Origin of the sequence: Actinoplanes ianthinogenes (genome assembly GCF_018324205.1) — a bacterium.
GTDB classification, from domain to species: Bacteria; Actinomycetota; Actinomycetes; order Mycobacteriales; family Micromonosporaceae; genus Actinoplanes; species Actinoplanes ianthinogenes.
In genome coordinates this window covers 7,549,165-7,571,060 of sequence record NZ_AP023356.1, presented here as the reverse complement: position 1 = coordinate 7,571,060, position 21,896 = coordinate 7,549,165, and the positions used below count along the sequence as shown (strand labels likewise).

Sequence of the window (21,896 nt, the reverse complement as noted above, 5' to 3'; positions counted from 1 at the left end):
GCCCCCCGTTTGCCCAGCCGGCCCGGGGTTGGGGTCAGGCTGCCGTCGGCGGGTGGGGTACCGGCGTCCCGACCCGCAGCCGGACGGTGAAACCGTCGGCGGAGCGGATCAGCGTCGTGTCGATGTCGAGCTGGTGGATGAGCCAGAGCCCCCAGCCGGGACGCAGGGCGTCCGACGTCGCCGGGACGAGGCCGGCCAGCGGGTCGGCGGGACCGGGGCCGTAGTCGTGGACGCTGACCACGACCCGGTTCGAGCAGGCCCAGATCCGGACGGTGATCGGCGGCTCGCCGTGGTTCGCGGCGTTGCAGGTCGCCTCCGAGATGCCGTGGACCAGCGCCTTGAGCTGCTTGTCGTCGATCCGGAGGGACCCGATCGCGATCAGGGCGCGACGCGCCTCGGCGGGGGTACGGTCGACCAGCTCGACCAGCGGCGGCCCGGCCTCCAGCGGATCGGGCGGCGGTGGCAACTCCTCGAACTCCGGCGGTTCCTGGAAGCGTTCGCTGGCGCAGCGACACGCGGGCGCGGTGATCAGATGCGGATGGGTGCGCTCGACGACGTCGACCACCGCCTCGGAAACCGTGGTGGCGTCGTACAGGCAGCGGCCCCACACCGGGAAGTCCTGCCACACGGTGTTGACCGCGCTCTCGTAGCGGTCCCAGCCCTCGAACTGCCGACCGTTGCCGGGGTGTGGCACGTCCCCGGCGATCCGGATCTGCTCGACACCCATCGCCAGGTGGAACTCGAACAGCCGGCGATAGGTGGCGATCGCCAGCGCCGGCGTCGCGTACAGCCCCCGGTCGGTGATGAACTCGACGGCGGACGGGTCGCTCAGCCGTGCTCGCAGCAGCTCGGACTTCCGGTCGTCGTAGCCGAGGACGACCGCTTCGCCGGCCGACAGCCCGTCCTCGACGAACGGCACGATCAGTCGCAGGAACGCGGCGTCGGAGTCGTAGAAGCCGCCTTCGTGGAAATGGCCCATGTAGCCGCGGGCGGCTCCCGTTCTCATCACGCCACCTCCGTGAATGCGAGTTTCGGATGTCGCCATCCGAGGAGTTCGACCATGCGCATCAGTTCCGGTGGCGGATGGGCCAGCGTGATCTGTCCGTCCTCGGGCAACCCCGCGGCGATGGTGTACAGGTACTGGAGCGCTCCGGTGTCGACGAACGTCAGGCCGCTGACGTCGACGATCAGCCGGGGGTGGGTCGCCAGCCGGGCCTGGACCACCCGCCGGCACTCGTCCCGGTTGAACCCGTCCAGCTCACCGGTGATCCGTACGCCCTCCTGCGTCGCGAGGAAACTCGCCCGCGGCGGCTCGATCCACCCCGGCACGGCTCCGGCGTGTTCGGCGGCGAGGAGCCGCTGGTGGTCCCGATGCAGGCGCCGCCGGTCGTACTGGCACACCGAGGTGACGCCTTCCTCCCGCTGCACCCGGGCGGTGAGCCGTTCCCAGGAGAGCACCCGCTCGATCGGACCGAGGGTCCGCGCCAGGTCATCCATGTCCGCGACGATCCGCAGGCCGGGGAAGCCCTCCGCCTGGGCGCGCGCGACGGCGGTCCGGACCCCGCCGGCCGGCACGGCCGCGATCATCCCGTCGGAAGCGCCATAAACATCGGCGAACCGGCACACCGCGAGTTGCCCGGTCCGGAACGCACCGCTCGTCACGGCGCCGGCCGTCAGCACGGCGGACACCGCGGGCAGCGGCCGGTCGTCGGTCACGTACAGCACCCGGTCACCGGCCTCCAGCCCGGCCGTGACGAACGCCGCGGCGGCCAGCGCCAGGTCCGCCTCGCTCCGGTAGAGCACGAGCAGGTGGGTGCCGGGATCGAGGGTGCGCAGGTCCACCGGAGCGGCGTCGTCGCCGCCCGTTTCCCGCCGAGGTTGTGCGGTCACGTCTCAGCCCCTGCCTCTGATCCGCCCTTGCCCCCGCGCGGTACATTGCTTTCCCAGCGGACCGGCAGGACAACCGGTCCCGATTTCCCGATCCGGGGGATTCGCACATGGCGGACCTTTCGCCACGGTCCGGCCCGCAGCTTTCGGGGTCGGTCGTCCGGCCGGGGAAAGCAGCCGATGTGTGGATCCCGATCGACTGTTCCGCGACCAGAATGATCGACATGGCGGAGACCGCATCCGCCCCTTCGATGGTGGAGTGCCTCGAATGAGCGGCTGGCAACTGTCCGGCTACACGCCTGTTCGTCCGCTCGGCGCCGGAGCGTCGGGGACGGTCGTGCTCGCCACCCACGAGGAGACCGGCACGCCGGTCGCCATCAAGTATCTGGTGCACGTCCTCGGGGATAACGCCTCGTTCCGGGCCGCCTTCCGGCGAGAGGCGGAGCTGCTCGGCGAGATCGACGACCCGCACGTCTCCCGGCTTTACGAGTACGTGGAGTCCGCCGACGGCGCGGCCATCGTGATGGAGCTGGTCAACGGGGTGTCGCTGCGGCAGATGCTGCGCGAGCACGGCCCGACCACCCCCGAGGCGGCGCTCTGCGTACTGAAGGGCTCCCTGGCCGGGCTGGGCGCGGCACACCGCCACGGTGTCGTGCACCGTGACTACAAGCCGGAGAACGTGCTGGTCACCGGGGAGGGGCAGAGCAAGCTCGCGGACTTCGGCATCGCCACCACGGTCGGGCACGGCACCGGCACCGTGGTCACCGGCACGCCGCGGTACATGGCCCCGGAGCAGTGGACGGGCGCGCCGGCGACACCCGCCTGCGACATCTACGCCGCCACCGCCACCTTCTTCGAATGCCTCACCGGCCGGCCGCCGTACGACGGGGCGAACCTGTTCGTGCTGCACGACCAGCACGCGAACGCGGCCATCCCGACGGATCCGGCCCCGCCGCCGGTGCACGACCTGCTCCGGCGGGGCATGGCCAAGCAGGCCACGGACCGGCCCCCGCACGCGCTCGCCTTCCTCGACCTGCTGGAGCAGGTGGCCGGTGCGGCGTACGGCCCCGACTGGGAGGATCGCGGGCTGCGCGAGCTGGCCCGGCGGGCCGCCCTGCTCGCCGCGCTGTGGCCGTTCCCGGACGGCACCGCGGGCGGCACGAGCTTCGCCACCACGACGCTCGGCGACACCACGGCCGATCGCCCCGGCGGCGTGCTGCGCAAACGCAAGTGGAGCGCGCTGGCCGCGGCCGCCATCGTCGCGGCTCTGCTGGCCGGCGGCGTGGGATACCACTATGCCTCCGCGGCCGAGGAGTCCCCGGCGGCCGGCGGTCCCGCGACCGGCGGCCCGTCCGGCACCACGATCGCCCCGGCGGTCGCGGCGACACCGGTCGTCGCGACGACCCCGGCGGCGGCGACGACCTCCCCCGGCCACCCGACGACGACCGCTACGACGGCTCCGACGGACCCGGGCAGCACGCCCACCAAGTCCAAGTCCGCCTCGCCCAGCACGTCGCCCACCACCACGACCACCTCGCCGAGCCCCTCGGCCAGCACCTCCCCGTCGCCGGAGCCGGACACCACGGCTCCCGACGTCGGCACGGTCAGCGCGAAACCGGCCGCGCTGGAGCCGGAGGGTTGCCGGTACGGCAACCGCATCAGCACCGTCGTGGTCACTGTCACCGACGACCGGAGCGGCCCAGCCGATCTCAAAGTCAATTTCCGGTACACCCTGGGCGGCGCCACCTCGACCGTCACGATGAGCTCGTCCGGGGGCGACGTCTTCCAGGGGACGCTCGGTCCGCTGCCGTCGCAGAGAACGGCTACCCGCATCCCGGTCTCGGTGGTCGCCACCGACGCCGCCGGCAACTCGGCCAAGTCGGCGTCGCCGGCGTACGTGAGCCTCGACAACATCTGCACCCCCGGTTAGGAGCAGGCCGTGCTTGCCGCACAGAGTCACCTGTCGACGCGGGGACGGCCGGCGTGAACCGGCCGGAGGAGTCCGGCGACGACCGGACCATGCCGATTCCCGCCGATCCGTGGCGGACCCTGCACGGTCCCGCCCCGACCGTGAACCTCGGCGACGCGACGGCGTACCTCGGCGATCCGGACCGGACCGTCGGCGTCGGGCAGTCCGACCCGACGGCGTACCTGCCGGGGCCGGGCACGACGGCGCCGCCCACGTACCCGGCCGAGTCGGAGCCGACAATCCGCACGCACAGCGAGATGCGTTTCGGTCCCGGTGTGCCGGCGGCCCCGGTGGCCGCCCCGATCTGGCCGGAGACCACGCCGGACCGGCGTCGCCCGCTGTGGCGCCGGCTGGTGTCGCTGGTCTCCAGCCTGCTGACGCTCGCGCTGGTCGTGGTGGTCGGGCTCTACGTGTGGCAGCGGCTCAGCCCGATCAAGGTGGAGAGCGTCACGGTGGCCGTGCCCCAGCCCGCCGGAGCCCGGTGCAACGTCACCGTCGACGTGGTCGCCACCGTGCACACCAACGGCAAGGCCGGGACGATCCGCTACCAGTGGCTCCGCTCCGACGCGCCGCCCGGCGGCATGCTCACCGAGCAGGTCAGCCGGGGGCAGGACACCGCCTCGCTGACCCTCAAGTGGACGTTCAACGGCGTCGGCACGACCACCGAGACGGCCACCGTCAACATCATCGAGCCGTCGCCGATCCAGGCCGGCACCAAGGTCGCCTACCGCTGCAAGCGAGGCTGATCCGCGACGGCACAGGGCCGCCTGGCGTGCCCCGCACCAACCGCGGTCGAGTCGAGGTGTCGACGGCAACCAGCTCCGCAACTCACACACCCCGCACCGCCCAAGTCGAGATGCCGACGGCAACCAGCTCCGCAACTCACACACCCCGCACCGCCCAAGTCGAGACGCCGACGGCAACCAGCTCCGCAACTCACACACCCGCACCGCCCAAGTCGAGACGCCGACGGCAACCAGCTCCGCAACTCACACACCCGCACCGCCCAAGTCGAGACGCCGACGGCAACCAGCTCCGCAACTCACACACCCGCACCGCCCGAGTGGAGATGCCGACGGCAACCGGCTCCGCAACTCACACACCCCGCAGCGGGCAGGTCGAGACGCCGACGGCAACCAGCTCTGCGACTCGCGCACCCCGCACCGACGCGGAGCTGGTCGAGGTGCTGGCCGGTGGCTCGCCCGCGCCACGCCGCGTTCCGGCCGTGGGGCGTCAGCGGCCCTGGGCAGTCACCAGACCCGACTCGTAGGCAGCGATCACCAGTTGGGCGCGGTCGCGGGCGGCCAGTTTGTGCAGTAGTCGTCCGATGTGGGTCTTCACGGTGCCGACGCCCAGATGCAGATGCTCGGCGATCTCGGTGTTGGAGAGCCCACCAGCGATCAGCGCCAGCACCTCACGTTCGCGTTCGGTGATCGTTTCCAGGCCGCGTGGCGTACCGGAAAGGGGTTTGCTCTTGCTGGTGAAGGCGTCGATCAGGCGGCGGGTGACCCGGGGCGCGAGCAGCGCCTCGCCGGCCGCGACCAGCCGGATGCCGGTGAGCAGCTCGGTCGCCGTGGTGTCCTTGACCAGGAAGCCGCTGGCGCCCGCCTGAAGCGCGGAATACACGTATTCGTCGAGGTCGAAGGTGGTCAGGATCAGCACCCGGATCGCGGCGGTCTCCGGGGCCGCGCAGATCTTCCGGGTCGCTTCGATGCCGTCCATCACCGGCATCCGGACGTCCATCAGCACGACGTCCGGCTGGTGCTGCCGGGCCAGCTGGACCGCCTCGGCGCCGTTGCCGGCCTCGCCGATCGGGGTGAACCCTGGCGAGGCGTCGAGCAGGGTCCGGAAGCTCTCCCGCATCAGCGGGTGGTCGTCGGCGAGCAGGACCCTGATGTCCGTCACTCGGTCTCCTCGGCTGTCGCATACGGGATGGCGGCGACCACGTGGAATCCCCCGCCCGGGCGCGAGTCGGCGGCGAGAGTGCCGCCGTACATGGTCACACGCTCGTGCATGCCGATCAGGCCCTGTCCGCCAGTGCTCCGGCGAGCCGGTGGACGGCCTCGGCCGTCGTCGGCCACCTCGATCTCCACGTTGCCGGCGTCGGCCCGCACGGTGACCCAGCAAAAGTCAGCGTCCGCGTGTTTGACCACGTTGGTGAGCGACTCCTGGACGATGCGATAGACGGTGAGGTCGACCGCCGCCGGCAGCTCGTCGGCGCCCCTGACGTCGAGCTCGATGCTCAGCCCGGTGGAGCGCAGCCGCTCGGCGAGGTCCGACAGGTCGGCGGCTCCGGGCGCCGGGGCCAGGTCGGCGGCGGGCTCGTCGTCCTCGCGCAGCACGTCGAGCAGCCGCCGGACCTCGGTGAGCGCCGACCGGCTGGTCCTCTCGATGATCTGCAACGCCGCCCGGGTCTCGGCCGGCTTGTCGGCCAGGTGGTTGGCGACGGTCGCCTTCACCGCGATCAGGCTGAGGCTGTGCCCGACGATGTCGTGCAGCTCGCGGGCGATCCGCAGCCGCTCACCGGTGACCGCGTCGCGGGCGAGCCGGTGGGCGGCCTCGGCCTGCAGGGTGCGCCGCCACCGGATCAGGCGGCCGGTGGCCCAGGCCGCGGTGAGCAGGACGGCGGCCACACCCAGCTCGACCTGCCACCACAGCGGCACCTCGCTCTGCGGAGCGTCGGCCGAGGTGACGCCGGTGCGCAGGTAGAGCCACGGGATGGTGACGGCCGGCGCCGCCAGACCGCCGGCCAGGGCCAGCGTGGCCGGGATCCGGCCGGTCCGGGAGGCCGCGGTGTAGAGGGCGAGCACGGCCGGGAACCAGGACACCACGATCACGCCGAGACCGACCACGCCGGTGGCGGTGGCGATCGCGGCGGCCGCCACCACGACGACGAACACCGGCAGCGGCCAGCGGCGGCGCACCGCGAGCGGCAACCCGGTCGCAGCGGCGGCCAGCCACGCCACCGCGACGGGGCCGGAATATGGCGGGCCGGGTGGGTCGAGGACGGTGCCGGCTATCAGATAGGTCAGCAGGGCGGCGATCGGCACGTCGACGAGCCCGCCGGGCATCGGGAATCGAGCGGCTCGGGTCATTCGGCCACGCTAACCGGCGTGCCGGGGCCGCGCGTCTGACCCAGGTCATACCTCGAGATCGGACCTGGGGCAGATTCGCCGGACCGCTCCCGCCGACACCATGGAATCCATGATCGAGCTGCGAGAGCTGACCAAGCGGTACGGCGACACCACCGCCGTCGACCGGTTGTCGTTCGAGGTCCGCCCGGGTGTGGTGACCGGCTTCCTCGGGCCGAACGGGGCCGGCAAGTCCACCACCATGCGGATGATGCTCGGCCTGCACCGCCCGACCTCGGGTGCGGCCCTGATCGACGGACGTCGCTATGCCGAGATCCGGCACCCCCTGCACGAGGTCGGCGCGGTCCTGGACGCCGACGCCGCCCACCCGGGCCGCAGCGCGTTCACCCACCTGGCCGCCCTGGCCCGCAGCAATGGGATCGGCAAGACGCGGGTCACCGAGGTGCTTGATCAGGTGGGTCTGGCCGGGGTGGCGCACAAGCGGGTCGGTGGGTTCTCGCTCGGCATGCGACAGCGTCTGGGCATCGCCGGAGCCCTGCTCGGCGATCCGGCGGTGGTGCTTTTGGACGAGCCGGTGAACGGGTTGGACGCGGCCGGCATCCGGTGGATCCGGTCGACGCTGCGCTCACTGGCCGCGCAGGGCCGGACGGTGCTGCTCTCCAGCCACCTGATGAGCGAGATGGCGCTCACCGTCGACCGGGTGCTGATCATCGGCCGGGGCCGGTTGATCGAGGACACCTCGGTGGCCGAGATGCGCGACCGGTTCGAGCGCGACGTCCTGGTCCGCACGCCCCGCGTCGCCGAGCTGACCGGCGTCCTGACCCGGCTCGGGGCCACGGTGACCCGCACCGGCGACGGCGACCTGATCGCGGTCGGCGTGGACGCGCCGGCCATCGGTGACGCCGCCGCGGCCGCGTCGATCCCCGTGCACGGGCTGACCCCGCGCAGCGCCACGCTCGAGGACGTCTACCTGGAGATGACCAGCGAGGCCGCGGAGTACCGCGCCTCTCTCACGGCGGAAGGCCGATGATGACCGAGATGCGCGACATGGTGGCCGCGGAGTGGCTGAAGGTGCGCACGCTCCGCTCGACCTGGGCGTTCCTGGGCGGCGGCGTGGTCGCCACCGCACTGGGCGCGATGATCCTGTTCTTCCTGGTCCAGGCATATGACGCGGCCACCCCCGCGGACCGGGCGCACTACGAGACGGCCGACCCGACCGTGGTGACCATGCCGTTCGTGATGTTCTTCGTCGGCGCGATCGGCGCCATGCTGATCACCAGTGAGTTCACCACCCGCTCGATCGGCCCCACCCTGCTCGCCGTGCCACAGCGCGGCCTGCTGCTGGGCGCCAAGGCGACGGTGGCCAGACTGGTCGGCCTCGGCAGTGGCGCCCTGTTCGCGCTGCTCGCGTTCGCCGACGCGCGCCTGCTGCTCGGCGACCGGCCGCAACCGATCAACCCGTGGCCGATGTGGACCGACGCCGTCCCCACGGTTCTCTGCGCCACGGTGATCGTGCTGGTCACGTGCCTGGTGGCGATGGGGCTGGGCGCGCTCGTCCGATCCACCGCTGCGGCGCTGACCACGCTGGGCGGGCTGGTGCTGGTGGCGCCGATCTTCGCGCACTTCCTGCCGACGGAGTGGCACCTGCGCTTCGCCTCGGTGCTGCTGCCCAACCTCACCCCCCAACTGGCCGGGAGCAACCATCCCTACCTGCTCTCCCAGGCCGGTGCGGCGGCGGTGACCGCTGGATATGTGCTCCTCGCCCTGCTCGCCGGCGCGATCAGTTTCCGCCGCCGGGACGCATGACCGGCGATCAGCAGGCGGCTTGCGCGACCAGTGCGCGCATCACCTGGGTGGTCTTGGCCTCGGCGGTGCTCGGGACCAGCCCCTTGCCCTCGACGAAGGCGATCAGCGCCGCCTGCGCCGCCGGAGCGTCCGCGACCTGCTCGACGATCGACAGTTCGAGGAAGTCGAGGTCGCCGACAGTCCAGCGTTCGGCGCGGACGTCGAGCGGCGAGCCGCCCGGTCGCGGCGCCGCGAACTTGGGCCAGCGCATGGCAGACACGGGAGGGAGCATCGTGAGGGTGGTGAGGTTGACCGCGACACCGGCGCACTGCTCGATCAGTCGCAGGTGGTCGGCGGTGAACAGCGCGCTGACCTGCTGCTCGCCGGCCGCCACCGCGGCGACCAGCCCTTTCGGCCGGTCGCTGGTGAGCGAGATCGCCAGCGTACGGCGATCGGCGGCCCAGTCCTCCTCGATCTTGAAGTCCGCGGACTTCTCGTCCAGCCACTCGTCGGTCAGCTGCGAGCGGCGCCCGGGGCGGAACTTGACCGTGACGTCGTCCTTGCCGCTGGTCTTCTGCCGGGCCCGCAGGATCAGGCGCTGGTCGAGCAGGGGTGTTGCCGAGCAGAGGCCGGTCGTGACGTCCTCGACGAAGAAGATGCTCCACGGCGCGACGGCCGGCAGGCCGAGGGCCTGCACCGCCTTGGCGGTCTGGTCACTGTCCAGACCGACCTTCACCTCAACGTCGTCGAGTCTCATCGGTGCCCTCCCCTGGTCACCTCGATTGAGCTCCCTCACGAGGCCGGTGCTCCAGGGAAGCGTCGTTGATCCGATAACGTCGCGGGCCCGGCTCCACCGAGGTGGAACCGGGCCCGGACGGTCAGCGACGTTTCTTGGGCAGATCGAACTGATCAGCGCGGCGGCAGTCGGCGTGGTTGCCGACGGCGCCCGGTGGGAGTTTCTTGAGGGCCTCGCGGGCTCGCTGCCGGCCGAGGTTCCAGGCGTACCAGGGGTCGGGCTCCTTGAGATCGTCGGCGATCCAGCTCAGCGTGCACCGGCGGACCGGGTCGGGCAGCTGGGTCAGCGCCGGGGTCGCGTCCGCGGAGAGCGCCCGCAGATACCAAGCGTCGATCTTGCCGGATCCGGTGTACCGGGCGGCGTTGCGGCTGGCCGCGTATCCCTCCGGGTCGAGGCCGGCGAGGCCGAGCAGCATCAGCACGGCGAGGACGACGGTGGCCCGCGGGATCCAGCGGCCGCGCCAGCGGATGCCGGCCAGCGCGATCAGCACGAAGACCGTGCCGAGCAGGATCTCGAAGGACATCACGAAGATGCGCTCGCCGGTGAAGCTGTACACCCGCTGGTACTCCCACATGCGGGAGAGCGCGGACGCCACGATGACGACGCTCAGCCCGCAGATCAGGCCGAGCAGGACGCGCAGCAGGACCACCTCGAGCGTCTGATCACGGCGTGCCCAGCGGCCCAGGGCCGCGAGCACGGCCAGGGACAGCAGGGTCACGGCGACCAGTTGCCAGAAACCGCTCCGGGCGTACTGCGAGTAGCTGAGCCCGGCCGTCTCCACCACGTGCCGGCGGCCGCCGAACAGCACGGTGAACTGCACCGCCACGAACCCGGCGAAGAGCAGCACCAGCGCGGAGGCGGCCGGCGCCCACTCGACCAGGCCGAACCGGCCGCGGCCCGGGGTGTCCAGGCTGGACGTGGCCGGCGGCGCCGACAGGGTGTAGATGCCGGCCACCGCGATCAGGCCGCCGAGCACGGCCAGGATGACCCAGCGGAACACCGAGCCGACGTTGACCTCGGGCACGAAATGGCTGAGGGACTTCGAGAAGACCACGTCGGCCGAGGACAGCAGCGCGCCGAAAACGATCAGGACCAGGGCGGTGAGGCCGATCGAGAAACCGATCCGCCGGGCCATGCCCGGGTTGCGGCTCGCTTGCACGTGACGGCGCACCCAGGGCAGACCCTTGAAAGCCGCATACGGTACGGCGATCAGGCTGAACGAGATCGACCGGATCTGCCGGCCGCCCACGATGGCGAGTGCCGAGCAGCCGAGGGCGCCGAGCACGCTGAACGTGACCAGCCACCACGCGTTGCGGAAGGCGGGGACGGCCATCAGGGCGAGCGCGGCGACCGCCCAGCCGGAGCGGATCCAGCGCTCGGTGTCCGGCAGGTCGGCGGAGCGGCGGACGGCGGCGATCACGCCCACCGTGAGGACCAGCCAGCCGAGGAACCAACCGATGCCGGTCCGGTCGAGCGGGACGAAACAGGCGATGCCGAGGGCGCCGGCCAGCACGCCGGCGGGGACCGCTCGGCCCCGGGCGGCGGAGGGGCCGGGCCAGTGCTTGTCCCGGAACTTCTGCCACGGAGTTTGTTCGGGCTGGTAGGCGCCGAAGTGCGATATCGGCTGGGGGCGGCGCTGCGGGGCCGGTTGGGGGCCCTGGTCCGGGGCGTGCGGGAAAGCTGGGGCGGGCCATTCCTCCGGTGGGGCAGGGCGGGCGGTGGCCGGAGCGACGCGCGGCCCCGAGCCGGCGGGGGTGGAAGTGCCGGCGGTCCGGGCCCCGGAGCCTGCTTGGCTTCCGGCGGATGCGGAACCGGCGGGGGTCCGGGCTCCGGAGTCGGCCTGGGTTCCCGCGGATACGGACCCGGCCGGGGTCCGGGCCCCGGAGTCGGCCTGGCTTCCCGCGGATGCAGAACCGGCCGGGGTCCGAGCCCCGGAGTCGGCCTGGGTCCCCGCGGATGCGGACCCGGCCGGGGTTCGGGTCGCGGAGTCGGCCGAGGCTGCGGCGGCGGCTGTGGGCGGCTCGGGTTTGTCGGCCGCTCCCGCGCCGGCCGAAGCAGGAGCCGTCTCGTCGCCGGACCGCGCCTTACCCGATTTTTCGGATTTGTCAGACTTCACCGTTGGGGCCGCGGTAGACCCAGCGGTAACGGATGCCTCGTCCGGGGTCAGCGAGCCGGCCGCAGCGGGTCCACCATCTGCCGGCGGTGTCACGCCTGCCGCCCGTGTCACGGCCGCAGCGGGCGCCACGGTCGCGGCGGGGGGCACGGTCGCGGCCTGCGCCGCGCTCCCGGCCTGCGCCGCGCTCCCGGCAGGCACTCCGGTCCCAGCAGGTGCTGAGGTCGCGGCGGGCGCAGGACTCCCGGCGGGCGCCGCGGTTGCGGCCACGGCCGATGCCGCCTCCACCGAGACCATCGGCACGAACAGTGCGTAACCGCGGGTGCCCGCGGGGATCTGCACCGGGATCGCCCAGGCCGGCTCCCCGTCCGACCCCGGCCAGACCATCGACGGGATCGCGGTGGTCGGCGGCATGACCAGCAGTTGCGGCGCCGTCTCGGGTGCTGCTGGTGGCGGCGGTTCCGACGGATGTCGTTGCTCGGGTGGCAGTTCGGCCACGGCCCCTCCTCGATCGATCGGTTCGCACACTGTAGGGCGTCAGCGCCGGGAAATCTACGTTGGGACGATCCCGTACCGCCGCGACGACTGAGAGTGAGACGAGAATCGACGTCACGGAGCCCGCGAAGGCGCCCCACTCCCCGGGAGCCGACGGACGCCGAAACCGACCCCGACGGCGCCGGGGAGGATGACGCCGAAGCCGACGGAGCTACGGATGGTGAGGCGGACGCGGACACCGACGGTGACCCGGACGGCGAGGCTGACGCGGACGGCGAGGCAGACGCCGCCGGAGTGGAGGCCCCCGGCAACGGCTTCGCGGCCACCGTCGTCTCCGGCTGGTCAAACTTCCAGCCCTCCCCCAGCAACTGGGGGATCAACGTGCGCAGCGCCTCCACCGTCTGCTTCCGATCACCACCCCCGTCGTGCACCAGCACCACCGCCCGCGGCGTGAGCTGCTGCTTGATCCGCGACGCGATCACCCCCGCACCCGGCAGCAGCCAGTCGTCCGGGTCGACGACCCAGCCGAGCGGGGTGTGCCCCGCCTTCCCGCCCGCCTTCGCCGACGGCCCGAAGTCCCCGTACGGCGCGCGGTAGTACGTCACCGTCGCCCCCGGCGCCGCCTCCGCGATCGCCGCGTCCGCCTCAGCGATGTCCGCGCGGCTCGTCGCCTCGGAGACGATGCCCAGGTCGTCGTGGTGCATCGAGTGGTTGCACAGCCGATGCCCCTCGGCGACGATCCGGCGCACCAGCTGCGGGTACCACGTCACGTTCTCGCCGACCACGCAGAACGTGGCCTTGACGTGGTATTGCGCGAGCAGGTCCAGCACCGCCGGGGTGTCCGCGGACGGCCCGTCGTCGAAGGTCAGCGCGAGCCGCTTGCCGCCGTGCTCGGTGTGCACCACCGGCTGGTAACCGGCCGCGGCCGCGTGCAGCTCGGTGACCGAGTCCGGGTTCTTGACGTCGTGCCCGCTCTTGCCGAAGTCGCCGGCGTCGGTACGCCCGACGTGCGCGGGCTCGGGCAGCGGGGTGGCCGGCGTCCCCGCCAGGGCCGAGCGGGTGAAGTCCCGCCAGATGTAGGACGGCATGGTGTCGCCCTCGATCCGCTTGTTCCTCGCGTCGCGCAGCGGCCCGGGCTTGGCCCTGCCGATCCACACCACGCTGGCCAGCTCGGGCGTGTACCCGGCCATCCAGGCGTCCTGGTTGTCCAGCGTGTCGAGGTACTGCTGGGTGCCGGTCTTGCCGGCCGCCGGACGGCCCGGCGTGATGCCGTGCTCCTTCACCACCGATTTCAGTACGGTGGTCACGTCCGCGGCGATCTTCGGGTCGATCGCGGCAGTCGCGACGTCCGGGGTGGTGTACCCGGACCCGTCCGCGCCGCCCACCGACTCCACGAAGTGCCGCTGGTGGCGGACACCGTTGCCGGCCAGCGTCGCGTACACGGTCGCCAGATCGCCGGGCAGGACCGGGTACCGGCCCAGCGCGATGTCGCCGCGGGTCTTCCCCGGCGCCGGATCCCCCTTCACGTCCACCATCGACTTGTGGCCGTCGTACCGCTCCGGGATGCCGAGCCGGACGGCCGTGTCCCGCACCCGGTTCGGCCCGATCTGCGCGGTCACCGCGTAGAACGGGGTGTTCAGCGAGTCGACCATCGCGTGGTGCAGCGTGCACTCGGGGCATTGGAGGTTGCCGTGGTTGCGCAGCGGCACGCCCCGGTCCGGGAACAGCCGCGGTGAGCTGCCGTCCCAGCGCGACTGGTAGGCGATCCCCCGGCCCAGCGCCGCGGCCAGCACGATCGACTTGAACGTCGAGGCCGCCGGGTGCATCGCCGCGGCGTTGTCGAAGTACCCGCTGCCGTGCTCCCCGCCGTAGTAGGCACGCACCCCGCCGGTCGCCGGGTCGAGCGCGACCAGGGCGGCCTGCAGCTCGGCCGGCTGCCCGTGCAGCCGCGCCCGCACCGAGCCGACCGCGGCCTGCTGTGCCGTCCGGTCGAGGGTGGTGATCACCCGCAGGCCCTGGGTGTGCAGCTGCTGCGAGGTGATGCCGTGCCCGGCCAGCTCCCGCTCCACCTGGTCGACGACCAGCCCGATCGGGCCGCCGATCGCCGATCCGGCCGGCCGGATGGTCGGGTACGTCACCGTGGCCGGATCGATCAGGCCGGCGTCCCGCGCGGTCGCGAAGATCCAGTTCCAGCGCCGCCGGGCGGCCGCCGGGTCGTGGTCCGGGTCGTAGCCCCACGGGTCCTTGATGACCGCGGCGAGCACCGCGCTCTGGGCGAAGTCCAATCGGTCCGGGGTCACCCCGAAGTAGGCGTTCGCGGCGGCGGCGATCCCGTACGCGCCGCGACCGTAGTAGATCGTGTTGAGGTAGCGCGCGAGGATCTCGTCCTTGCCGTACTGCCGCTCCAGGTTGATGGCGAGCGCCAGCTCCTGCATCTTCCGGTCGACGGTGACCCGCTGGCTCAGGAACGCGTTCCGGGCGTACTGCTGGGTGATCGTGGAGGCGCCCTCGCGCTTGCCGCTCACGTCGGCCACCACCGCGCGGGCCACGCCGCGGACCGACACCCCCGCGTGGTCGTAGAAGTCGCGGTCCTCGGCGAGCAGCACGGCCTGGCGCAGGGCCGGCGAGATCGCCGACAGCGGCACGTCGCTGTGGTCGGTGGCGCCGACCCGGGCCAGGATCGTCGTGCCGTCCCGGTAGTACAGGACCGACGCCTGCGGCTGGGCCGCGGCGGCGGGCACCGGCACGGATTCCACGTACGCCTCAGCGGCGCCGACACCCGCGGCGCCCCAGAACATCAGCACGGCGGCGGCGGTGGCCACGATCCGGCGCCGTCGCGCGGGCCGTTTCGGCGCCGGCGGCTCGGCGCATTCCTGAGGCTCGATCGATTCCGGCTGCTCATTGTGTTCGTCCTGCACACTCGCCTAGACGGCATCCAACCGGGTAAATGTTGATTGTAATTTTGCGTTACCGAATGATCACCGTAAATGGCGGTATGGTGACCTGCGGTTTCCTGAGGTTGCACGGGAAATCGATGATTTAAGTCGCACTGTCGCCACAGCTCCGGAGGCCGATCGTGAGAGCCGCACAGATCGCTCAATACGCCGCGGACCTGCCGCGGGCCACCGCCTTCTACACCGACCTGTTCGGCGCGCCACCGGTCGCCTCGTTCGACCCGCCCGGACTGGTCTTCTTCGACCTGGGCGGCCAGCGCCTGCTGCTCGAGGAGGGCGCGCCCTCGGCGCTGCACTACTACCTGGTCGACGACATCGACGCCACCGTCGCACGGCTGCGCGCCGCCGGCGCCGCGATCACCGGCGAGCCCCACGTGATCTTCGCGCACGTCGACGACACCCTCGGCCCGGCCGGCACGCAGGAGATTCAGGCTTTCGTACGCGACAGCGAGGGCAACCTGGTCGGCCTGGTCGAACAGCGCCGCCTCCCGTGACCGATCATGATCGGGTGCCGCGCGACGCGGCACCCGATCCGTCGCGATCTCTCGTCAGCCGCCCGCCGGCGTGCTGTCCAGCAGGTGGCTCGCCGCCGGGCGGACCCGTTGCTGGGACAGGTCGGCGAACAGGTCCTCCCACCGGGCCAGGATGACCGGCGACTCGTAGTGGGCGGCGGTGGCGCGGGCCGCGGCGCCCAGGGTCTCCCGCTCGTCCGGGTTCTCGATCAGGCGGATCATGCCGGCGGCCAGGCCGGAGACGTCCTCGGCCGGGATCAGCAGGCCGTTGGCGCCGTCCTCGACCACGTCGGCCGGGCCGGTCGGGCAGTCGAAGGCGACCACCGGCAGGCCGGTGCACATCGCTTCGAGCAGGACCATCGGCAGGCCCTCCTTGCGCGAGCTGAGCACGAAGATGGACGACTTGGCGAGCTCGGCGTCCAGGTTGCGGGTGATGCCACGCAGGTGCAGGACCTCGCCGAGGCCGCGCTCCTGGATCATCTCGGTCAGCTTCCGGCGTTTGCGGCCCTCGCCGAAGATGTGCAGCTGCCACTCCGGGTGCCGCTCGTGCACCTGCTCGAACGCCTCGACCAGCATGTCGAAGCCCTTCTGCCGGGTCAGCCGGCCGGCGGCGACCAGGACCCGGGTGCGTCCCTCGGCGGGCGCGGCCGGCCGGGGCGGGATGCCGTTCGGGATGCGTTCCAGGCGTACCGCGTCGCCGAGCGCGTCGCGGTAGGCCGCGAAGTCGGCGCGGGTCAGCACGGACACCGCGTCCAGCCGGGGGTAGGCACGGCGGATCGCGGATTGCAGCCGGGGCCGGTAGCTCCGGAAGTTCATGTGGTCCTGACCGATCCGGATCAACCGGCGGGGCGCGAACCAGGCGGCGAGCAGGTTCAGCGCCGGGCGCGTGGTGATCAGCACGGCGTCCGGCTGGGCGCCCATGTACCGGACCACCTTCAGGTCGACCAGCGGGTCCCACCGGTTGTACCGGAAGTCACGGCCGTGCGGCAGCGGGTTACGCAGCGCCCGGGTCTTGCGCCAGAACCGGGAGTTCGTCCCCGGCTTGTCGGTCCACCGCGACCCGTCCTCCCGCAGGTCGGTCAGGGAGACCAGCCGTACCCGCGGGTCCAGCGCGAAGGCCGGCTTCTCGGTGTGCCGGTACACGCTGGCGATCTCGACGTCGTGGGTGGCGCACAGCGCGTTCGCCTGATTGAAGACCGTGCGGATGGTGCCGCCGACCCCATACGCGTTGTGCAACAGAAACCTGATGTTCACCCGCGACAACCTATGGTCCGGTGTCAATAAGCGACAGACCCGCGGGACGATATCGCGACGATGTGCCATCCATCGCCGGATCTTTCGTACATATCTACCGCCGTTCTGCCGGAAAATCGCGACCGAACGGTTGCCGGTAGTTGACGGCCGATTACTTTACGCATTCTTTCACGTGAAAAGTTCGGCGGCGGTGATGACGGTCCGGACGATGCCGTATTCGATCCGCAAGGCAGCAATCCCGGCGTCCGACGCCGCGGCCGGGACCACCCAGCGGACGAGGGTGGCGAAAACCACACCTGTGAATATCCGGGACCGCCGGCCGGGCGAGCCCGCCGGCCGGAACGCGCCCGGCGCGGGTCAGCCGCGCGTCCGGCCCGGCGCCGCGACGCGCAGGTCCGCCTCGATCGCCGCAGTGGCCGTGAGCAGCGGCGGAAGCAGCCGCTCCCGGATCGTCTCCACGGTCGCGCGGGCCGCGTGCACCGAGATGTTGAGCGCACCGGCGGCCCGGCCGGAGCGGTCCCGGATCGGCGCGGCGATCGCCCGCAGCCCCTCCTCCAGCTCCTGATCGACGATCGAGTGACCGCTCTCCCGGACCCGGTCCAGTTCGTCACGCAGCGCATCGGGCGAGGTGAGGGTGCGGTCGGTGAGCGGCTCCAGCTCGGCCCGGGACAGGTACGCCTCGAGCTCCTCCCCGGGCAGCGCGGCGAGCAGCACCCGCCCCATCGAGGTGGCGTACGCCGGGAACCGGGTGCCCACGTTGATCGCCACCCGCATGATCCGGGAGGTCGGCACCCGGCTCACGTAGACGATGTCGTCACCGTCCAGCACGGACAGCGAGGAGGACTCGCGCACCTCGCTGACCAGGCGTTCCATGTGCGGCTCGGCCACCTCGGGCAGGGTCAGTCCACCGAGGAACGCGTAGCCCAGCTCCAGCACCCGCGGGGTGAGCGAGAACAGCCGGCCGTCGGTGCGCACATAGCCCAGATCGGTCAGCGTGAGCAGGAATCGGCGGGCCGCGGCACGGGTCAGTCCACTGTGCCGGGCGACGTCGCTGAGCGTCAGTTCACGGTGTTCCGCGTCAAATGCACGGATCACCGCCAGCCCGCGCTCCAAGGATTGGACGTAGTACGGTTCCCGCGTCATCGGATGATCGACACAAATCGTTGACGTGACACGAGCCACATCCTAGCGTTCTCTCTGAGAACTTCCGTTCGTTCTGCGCACAGATTCTACGGAGGAATAAATTATGCGGCGGCGTTTGATCGCAGGCCTGGTCCTGGCGCTGGTGGCCGGCACGGTCGCGGCCTGCGGTTCGGACAAGGACTCGAGCGGCTCCGGCAGCTCGTCCGGCGGCGTGGACAAGGTGAAGGTCGGGGTCATCCCGATCATCGACGTCGCCCCCATCTACCTGGGCCAGTCGAAGGGCTTCTTCAAGTCCCGCAACATCGAGCTGACGATGGAGGCCGGCCAGGGTGGCGCCGCCATCGTCCCCGGCGTGGTCAGCGGTGAGTTCCAGTTCGGCTTCTCCAACGTCACCTCGCTGATGATCGCCCAGACCAAGAACGTGCCGATCAAGGCCGTCGCGGCCGGCGTCGCGTCGACCAACGTGCAGGCCAAGGACTTCGGCGCGGTGGTGGTCAAGGGCGACAGCCCGATCAAGAGCGCCAAGGACCTGGCCGGCAAGAAGGTCTCGGTGAACACCCTGAAGAACATCGGTGACACCGTGACCCGGGAGTCGGTGCGCAAGGACGGCGGCGACCCGAGCAACATCCAGTTCGTCGAGATGCCGTTCCCGAACATGCAGGCGGCGCTGGAGAAGGGCGACATCGACGCGGCCTGGGTGGTCGAGCCGCAGCTCTCCACGATCAAGGCGGCCGGCGGCCGCGAGGTGGCGTCGACCTTCGTGGACACCGCGCCGAACCTGACCGTCGCGGCGTACTTCACCTCGCAGAAGCTGCTCACCGAGAACGCCGACCTGGCGAAGCGCTTCACCGAGGCGATCAACGAGTCGCTGACCTACGCGGACAGCCACCCGGACGAGGTGCGTCAGGTCCTGGCCACCTACACCAAGATCGACGAGAAGACCCGCGGCACCGTGATCCTGCCGAAGTGGCCCATCGTGATCAACAAGGAGTCCGTGCAGACTCTGGCCGACCTCGGCACCAAGGACGGCATCTTCGCCAGCTCTCCGGACCTGAGCAAGCTGCTGCCGTGACCTCTGCACGCCGTGGCAACCCGGTCCTGCTCGGCGTCGCCGGGCTGGCCGGGTTGCTCGTCATTCTGGAGCTGGTGCCGCGGCTCGGCCTGGTGCCGGACCGCTACCTGCCACCGACCAGCCGGATCGCGGCGGCGCTCGCCGACGAGGCGGGCACCGCGGCGTTCTGGCGGGCGCTCGCCGACACCCTGTTCGCCTGGGCGCTCGGCCTGCTCATCGCGGTGGCCGCCGGGGTGCTGGCCGGCCTGGTGATCGGCTCGGTGCCGGTGCTGCGGGCGCTGACCGCGTCGACCGTGGAGTTCCTGCGGCCGATCCCGTCGGTGGCGCTGATCCCGCTGGCCGTGCTGCTGTACGGCACCCGCCTGGGCTCGACCCTGCTGCTGGTCTGTTACGCCGCGTTCTGGCAGGTCCTGGTCCAGGTCCTGTACGGGGTGGCGGACGTCGACCCGGTCGCCGACGAGACCGCCCGCAGCTATCGTTTCTCCACCTGGGGCCGGGTGCGGTACGTGCTCTGGCCCACCGCCCTGCCCTACGTCTTCACCGGCGTCCGCCTGGCCGCCTCGGTGGCCCTGGTCCTGGCGATCACCGCCGAGCTGGTGATCGGCGCGCCCGGGCTGGGCAAGGAGATCGCCACGGCGCAGAACTCCGACGCGGTACCGACCATGTACGCCCTGATCGTGGTGACCGGCGCCCTGGGCGTGCTGATCAACGTGCTGACCCGCACCGGCGAGCGCCATCTGCTCGCCTGGCACCAGTCCGTCCGGGGCGAGGTGGCGACCTGATGGGCGTACTGAAAAAGGTCTTGCTCGCACTTGGTCTGCCGATCCTGCTCTTCGTGGGCTGGTTCGTGCTCAGTGACGGCAGTGAGAACTTCTACTCGCCGCCGCTGCGCACCATCCTGACCGCCTTCACGGACACCTGGCAGCCGGACCGGCTGCGCGCCGACGTGGCGCCCAGCCTGCTCCGCCTGTTCGCCGGATACCTGCTGGCCGCCCTGATCGGGATCGGTCTGGGTGTGGCGATCGGCCTGAACCGGCGGCTGCGCGCCGTGCTGGAGCCGGTCCTGGAGTTCTTCCGGGCCATCCCGCCGCCCGTGCTGGTGCCGGTGATCATGCTGTTCGCCGGGATCGGCGACGGGATGAAGGTGATCGTCATCGTGTTCGGCTGCGTCTGGCCGATCCTGCTCAACACGGTGGAGGGGGTCCGCGCGGTCGACGGCGTGGTGCTGGACACCGCCCGCGCCTACGGCGTGACCGGGCCGGCCCGGCTCACCCTGGTGATCCTGCCGTCGGCCTCCCCGCAGATCGCGGCCGGACTGCGCCAGGCGCTCTCCATCGCGATCATCCTGATGGTGATCAGCGAGATGTTCGCGGCCAGCAACGGCCTCGGTTTCACCATCGTGCAGTTCCAGCGCAGCTTCGCGATCCCGGAGATGTGGAGCGGGATCATCCTGCTCGGCCTGCTCGGCTTCGCGCTGTCGCTGCTGTTCCGGCTCGCCGAGCGGCGGGCGCTGCGGTGGTACGAGGGGCTGCGCGCGGCGCAGCGCCGGGCCGGTTAGGAGGGCCACGATGCTCGAAGTGAAAGGCCTGCGGAAGGTCTACCGCAGCGGCAACCGGGAGGTCGAAGCGCTTCGCGACCTGACCTTCACGGTCGAGGGCGGCGACCTGGTCTGCCTGGTCGGCCCGTCCGGTTGCGGCAAGACCACGCTGCTGCGCTGCATCTCCGGCCTGCTCACGCCGACCTCCGGCGACGTCCGGGTGGGCGGCAAACCGGTCACCGGGCCGCCGCCGGGCATGGCGGTGGTCTTCCAGGAGTACGGGCGCAGCCTGTTCCCCTGGATGAGCGTGCGGGACAACGTGGAGCTGCCGCTCAAGCAGAAGGGCGTGGACCGCGCCCGCCGGCGGGAGCTGGTCGAGGGGGCGCTGGACGCGGTCGGTCTGAGCGGCACCGCGACGGCGTACCCGTGGCAGCTCTCCGGCGGCATGCAGCAGCGGGTGGCGATCGCCCGGGCGGTCGCCTACGAGCCGGAGACGCTGCTGATGGACGAGCCGTTCGCGGCCGTCGACGCGCAGACCCGGGCCGACCTGGAGGACCTGGTCCGGGCGCTGTGGCAGCGCCTCGAGGTGACCGTGCTGTTCGTGACGCACGACATCGACGAGGCGGTCTACCTGGGCCGGCGCGTGGTGATGCTGTCGTCGTCGCCGACCGTGGTGCAGGACGAGCTGGTGGTGGACCTGCCGGCCGAGCGGGACCAGCTGCACACCCGGGCCGATCCGCGGTTCATCGAGCTGCGGACCCGCGTCTACGAGCAGATCCAGCTGGCCAAGAAGGCCGCGCAGCGCTAGCACCAACCCTTCGGAGCCCGGCTCGCCGCTTCCCGGCAGGCCGGGCTTCCGCTTTTCCCTCCCCTTCTTTCCGTACGCCCTGAGCGCCCCCGTCCTCACCGGTCTCGGTGACGTCCCGCGCCACCAACTCACCGCCACACCTCGCCAGGCCCCTTCCCATTCAAACTCTCCGTCATTCTTTACACGGCTCGCGAACATTATCGTCAACGTCGGTGTTGACGATGATGCAGGCAAGAAGATGGCATGATCAATTGCTTACACTTGGCGTTTCGGAAGGGGGACAATTGTCGTATGGGTCAGCTGTCAATGTTCGGCAGGGCAGAAATCGCCCGCATGCGGGATCGCACTAAATCTCGCAACTATTCACCCGAGCGTGACGAGTTTCGACGCCAGCACAAAGAACACCGCGATTGGGGCCTGCAACAGCGCCACGGCAGAAAACTGATGCGCCTGCGGAAGGCCCGCGCGAAGTCACCGAC

The 21,896-nt window shown here is 71.3% G+C and carries 19 protein-coding genes; 9 read left to right on the top strand and 10 right to left on the bottom strand.

The features are described from left to right. Window positions 1-34 precede the first annotated feature (34 nt). Window positions 35-1,006, bottom strand: a complete 972-nt coding sequence (locus tag Aiant_RS34210) for a sensor histidine kinase (protein ID WP_189333075.1) — start codon at window positions 1,004-1,006, stop codon at window positions 35-37. Further along, window positions 1,006-1,890: an MEDS domain-containing protein gene (locus tag Aiant_RS34205; RefSeq protein WP_189333074.1), complete on the bottom strand. Its 885-nt coding sequence runs from the start codon at window positions 1,888-1,890 to the stop codon at window positions 1,006-1,008. The genes Aiant_RS34210 and Aiant_RS34205 overlap by 1 nt, the downstream gene beginning before the upstream one ends. A 265-nt stretch (window positions 1,891-2,155) precedes the next feature. On the opposite strand from Aiant_RS34205, the gene Aiant_RS34200 reads away from it, so the two are divergent. Together Aiant_RS34200 and Aiant_RS34195 are read left to right on the top strand one after the other, a co-directional pair. Beyond that, the gene (locus Aiant_RS34200) at window positions 2,156-3,817 is read left to right on the top strand and encodes a serine/threonine-protein kinase (protein ID WP_189333073.1); all 1,662 of its coding nucleotides are present in this window, start codon (window positions 2,156-2,158) and stop codon (window positions 3,815-3,817) included. A gap of 53 nt (window positions 3,818-3,870) precedes the next feature. After that, a complete protein-coding gene (locus Aiant_RS34195; protein WP_189333072.1) occupies window positions 3,871-4,602 on the top strand; it encodes a hypothetical protein in 732 nt (243 codons plus the stop codon). 487 nt (window positions 4,603-5,089) lie between these two features. On the opposite strand, the gene Aiant_RS34190 is transcribed toward Aiant_RS34195, so the two are convergent. Then, window positions 5,090-5,719: a response regulator gene (locus tag Aiant_RS34190; RefSeq protein WP_229830665.1), complete on the bottom strand. Its 630-nt coding sequence runs from the start codon at window positions 5,717-5,719 to the stop codon at window positions 5,090-5,092. 38 nt (window positions 5,720-5,757) lie between these two features. Continuing rightward, on the bottom strand, window positions 5,758-6,951 hold the full coding sequence (locus Aiant_RS34185) for a sensor histidine kinase (protein ID WP_189333070.1): 1,194 nt from the start codon (window positions 6,949-6,951) through the stop codon (window positions 5,758-5,760). Between the two features lie 109 nt (window positions 6,952-7,060). Here Aiant_RS34185 and Aiant_RS34180 point away from each other — a divergent pair, with 109 nt between their 5' ends. After that, window positions 7,061-7,978 carry an ABC transporter ATP-binding protein gene (locus Aiant_RS34180; protein ID WP_189333069.1) on the top strand — a complete coding sequence of 306 codons (918 nt, stop codon included), beginning with the start codon at window positions 7,061-7,063 and terminating at the stop codon, window positions 7,976-7,978. 8 nt (window positions 7,979-7,986) lie between these two features. Next, on the top strand, window positions 7,987-8,754 hold the full coding sequence (locus Aiant_RS34175; protein WP_229830638.1) for an ABC transporter permease: 768 nt from the start codon (window positions 7,987-7,989) through the stop codon (window positions 8,752-8,754). 7 nt (window positions 8,755-8,761) lie between these two features. Here Aiant_RS34175 and Aiant_RS34170 read toward each other — a convergent pair whose 3' ends face one another. From Aiant_RS34170 to Aiant_RS34160, 3 genes are all read right to left on the bottom strand, one after another. Further along, a complete protein-coding gene (locus tag Aiant_RS34170; RefSeq protein ID WP_189333067.1) occupies window positions 8,762-9,490 on the bottom strand; it encodes a hypothetical protein in 729 nt (242 codons plus the stop codon). 121 nt (window positions 9,491-9,611) lie between these two features. Then, window positions 9,612-11,042: a DUF4153 domain-containing protein gene (locus tag Aiant_RS46075; RefSeq protein ID WP_229830636.1), complete on the bottom strand. Its 1,431-nt coding sequence runs from the start codon at window positions 11,040-11,042 to the stop codon at window positions 9,612-9,614. Window positions 11,043-11,752: 710 nt separating this feature from the next. Continuing rightward, window positions 11,753-14,959 carry a transglycosylase domain-containing protein gene (locus Aiant_RS34160; protein WP_245006631.1) on the bottom strand — a complete coding sequence of 1,069 codons (3,207 nt, stop codon included), beginning with the start codon at window positions 14,957-14,959 and terminating at the stop codon, window positions 11,753-11,755. Window positions 14,960-15,213: 254 nt separating this feature from the next. Between Aiant_RS34160 and Aiant_RS34155 the strand changes: the two genes are divergently transcribed. Next, complete coding sequence (locus tag Aiant_RS34155; RefSeq protein WP_189333066.1) at window positions 15,214-15,585, top strand: VOC family protein; 372 nt, start codon at window positions 15,214-15,216, stop codon at window positions 15,583-15,585. A gap of 54 nt (window positions 15,586-15,639) precedes the next feature. On the opposite strand, the gene Aiant_RS34150 is transcribed toward Aiant_RS34155, so the two are convergent. The 3 genes from Aiant_RS34150 to Aiant_RS34145 form a co-directional block, all read right to left on the bottom strand. Further along, window positions 15,640-16,857: a glycosyltransferase family 4 protein gene (locus tag Aiant_RS34150; protein WP_189333065.1), complete on the bottom strand. Its 1,218-nt coding sequence runs from the start codon at window positions 16,855-16,857 to the stop codon at window positions 15,640-15,642. Window positions 16,858-17,025: 168 nt separating this feature from the next. Beyond that, complete coding sequence (locus Aiant_RS46690) at window positions 17,026-17,151, bottom strand: hypothetical protein (protein WP_268248811.1); 126 nt, start codon at window positions 17,149-17,151, stop codon at window positions 17,026-17,028. Between the two features lie 63 nt (window positions 17,152-17,214). Continuing rightward, window positions 17,215-18,000, bottom strand: a complete 786-nt coding sequence (locus Aiant_RS34145; protein ID WP_189333064.1) for an IclR family transcriptional regulator domain-containing protein — start codon at window positions 17,998-18,000, stop codon at window positions 17,215-17,217. A 103-nt stretch (window positions 18,001-18,103) separates the two neighbouring features. Between Aiant_RS34145 and Aiant_RS34140 the strand changes: the two genes are divergently transcribed. The 4 genes from Aiant_RS34140 to Aiant_RS34125 are packed head-to-tail and all read left to right on the top strand — an operon-like array spanning window position 18,104 to window position 21,417. Further along, on the top strand, window positions 18,104-19,072 hold the full coding sequence (locus Aiant_RS34140) for an ABC transporter substrate-binding protein (protein ID WP_189333063.1): 969 nt from the start codon (window positions 18,104-18,106) through the stop codon (window positions 19,070-19,072). Next, window positions 19,069-19,854, top strand: coding sequence for an ABC transporter permease (locus tag Aiant_RS34135; protein ID WP_189333062.1), 786 nt, complete (start codon window positions 19,069-19,071; stop codon window positions 19,852-19,854). The genes Aiant_RS34140 and Aiant_RS34135 overlap by 4 nt, the downstream gene beginning before the upstream one ends. Next, complete coding sequence (locus Aiant_RS34130) at window positions 19,854-20,630, top strand: ABC transporter permease (RefSeq protein WP_189333061.1); 777 nt, start codon at window positions 19,854-19,856, stop codon at window positions 20,628-20,630. Before Aiant_RS34135 ends, Aiant_RS34130 begins: the two co-directional genes overlap by 1 nt. 10 nt (window positions 20,631-20,640) lie before the next feature. Then, window positions 20,641-21,417, top strand: a complete 777-nt coding sequence (locus tag Aiant_RS34125; protein WP_189333060.1) for an ABC transporter ATP-binding protein — start codon at window positions 20,641-20,643, stop codon at window positions 21,415-21,417. Window positions 21,418-21,896 lie beyond the last annotated feature (479 nt).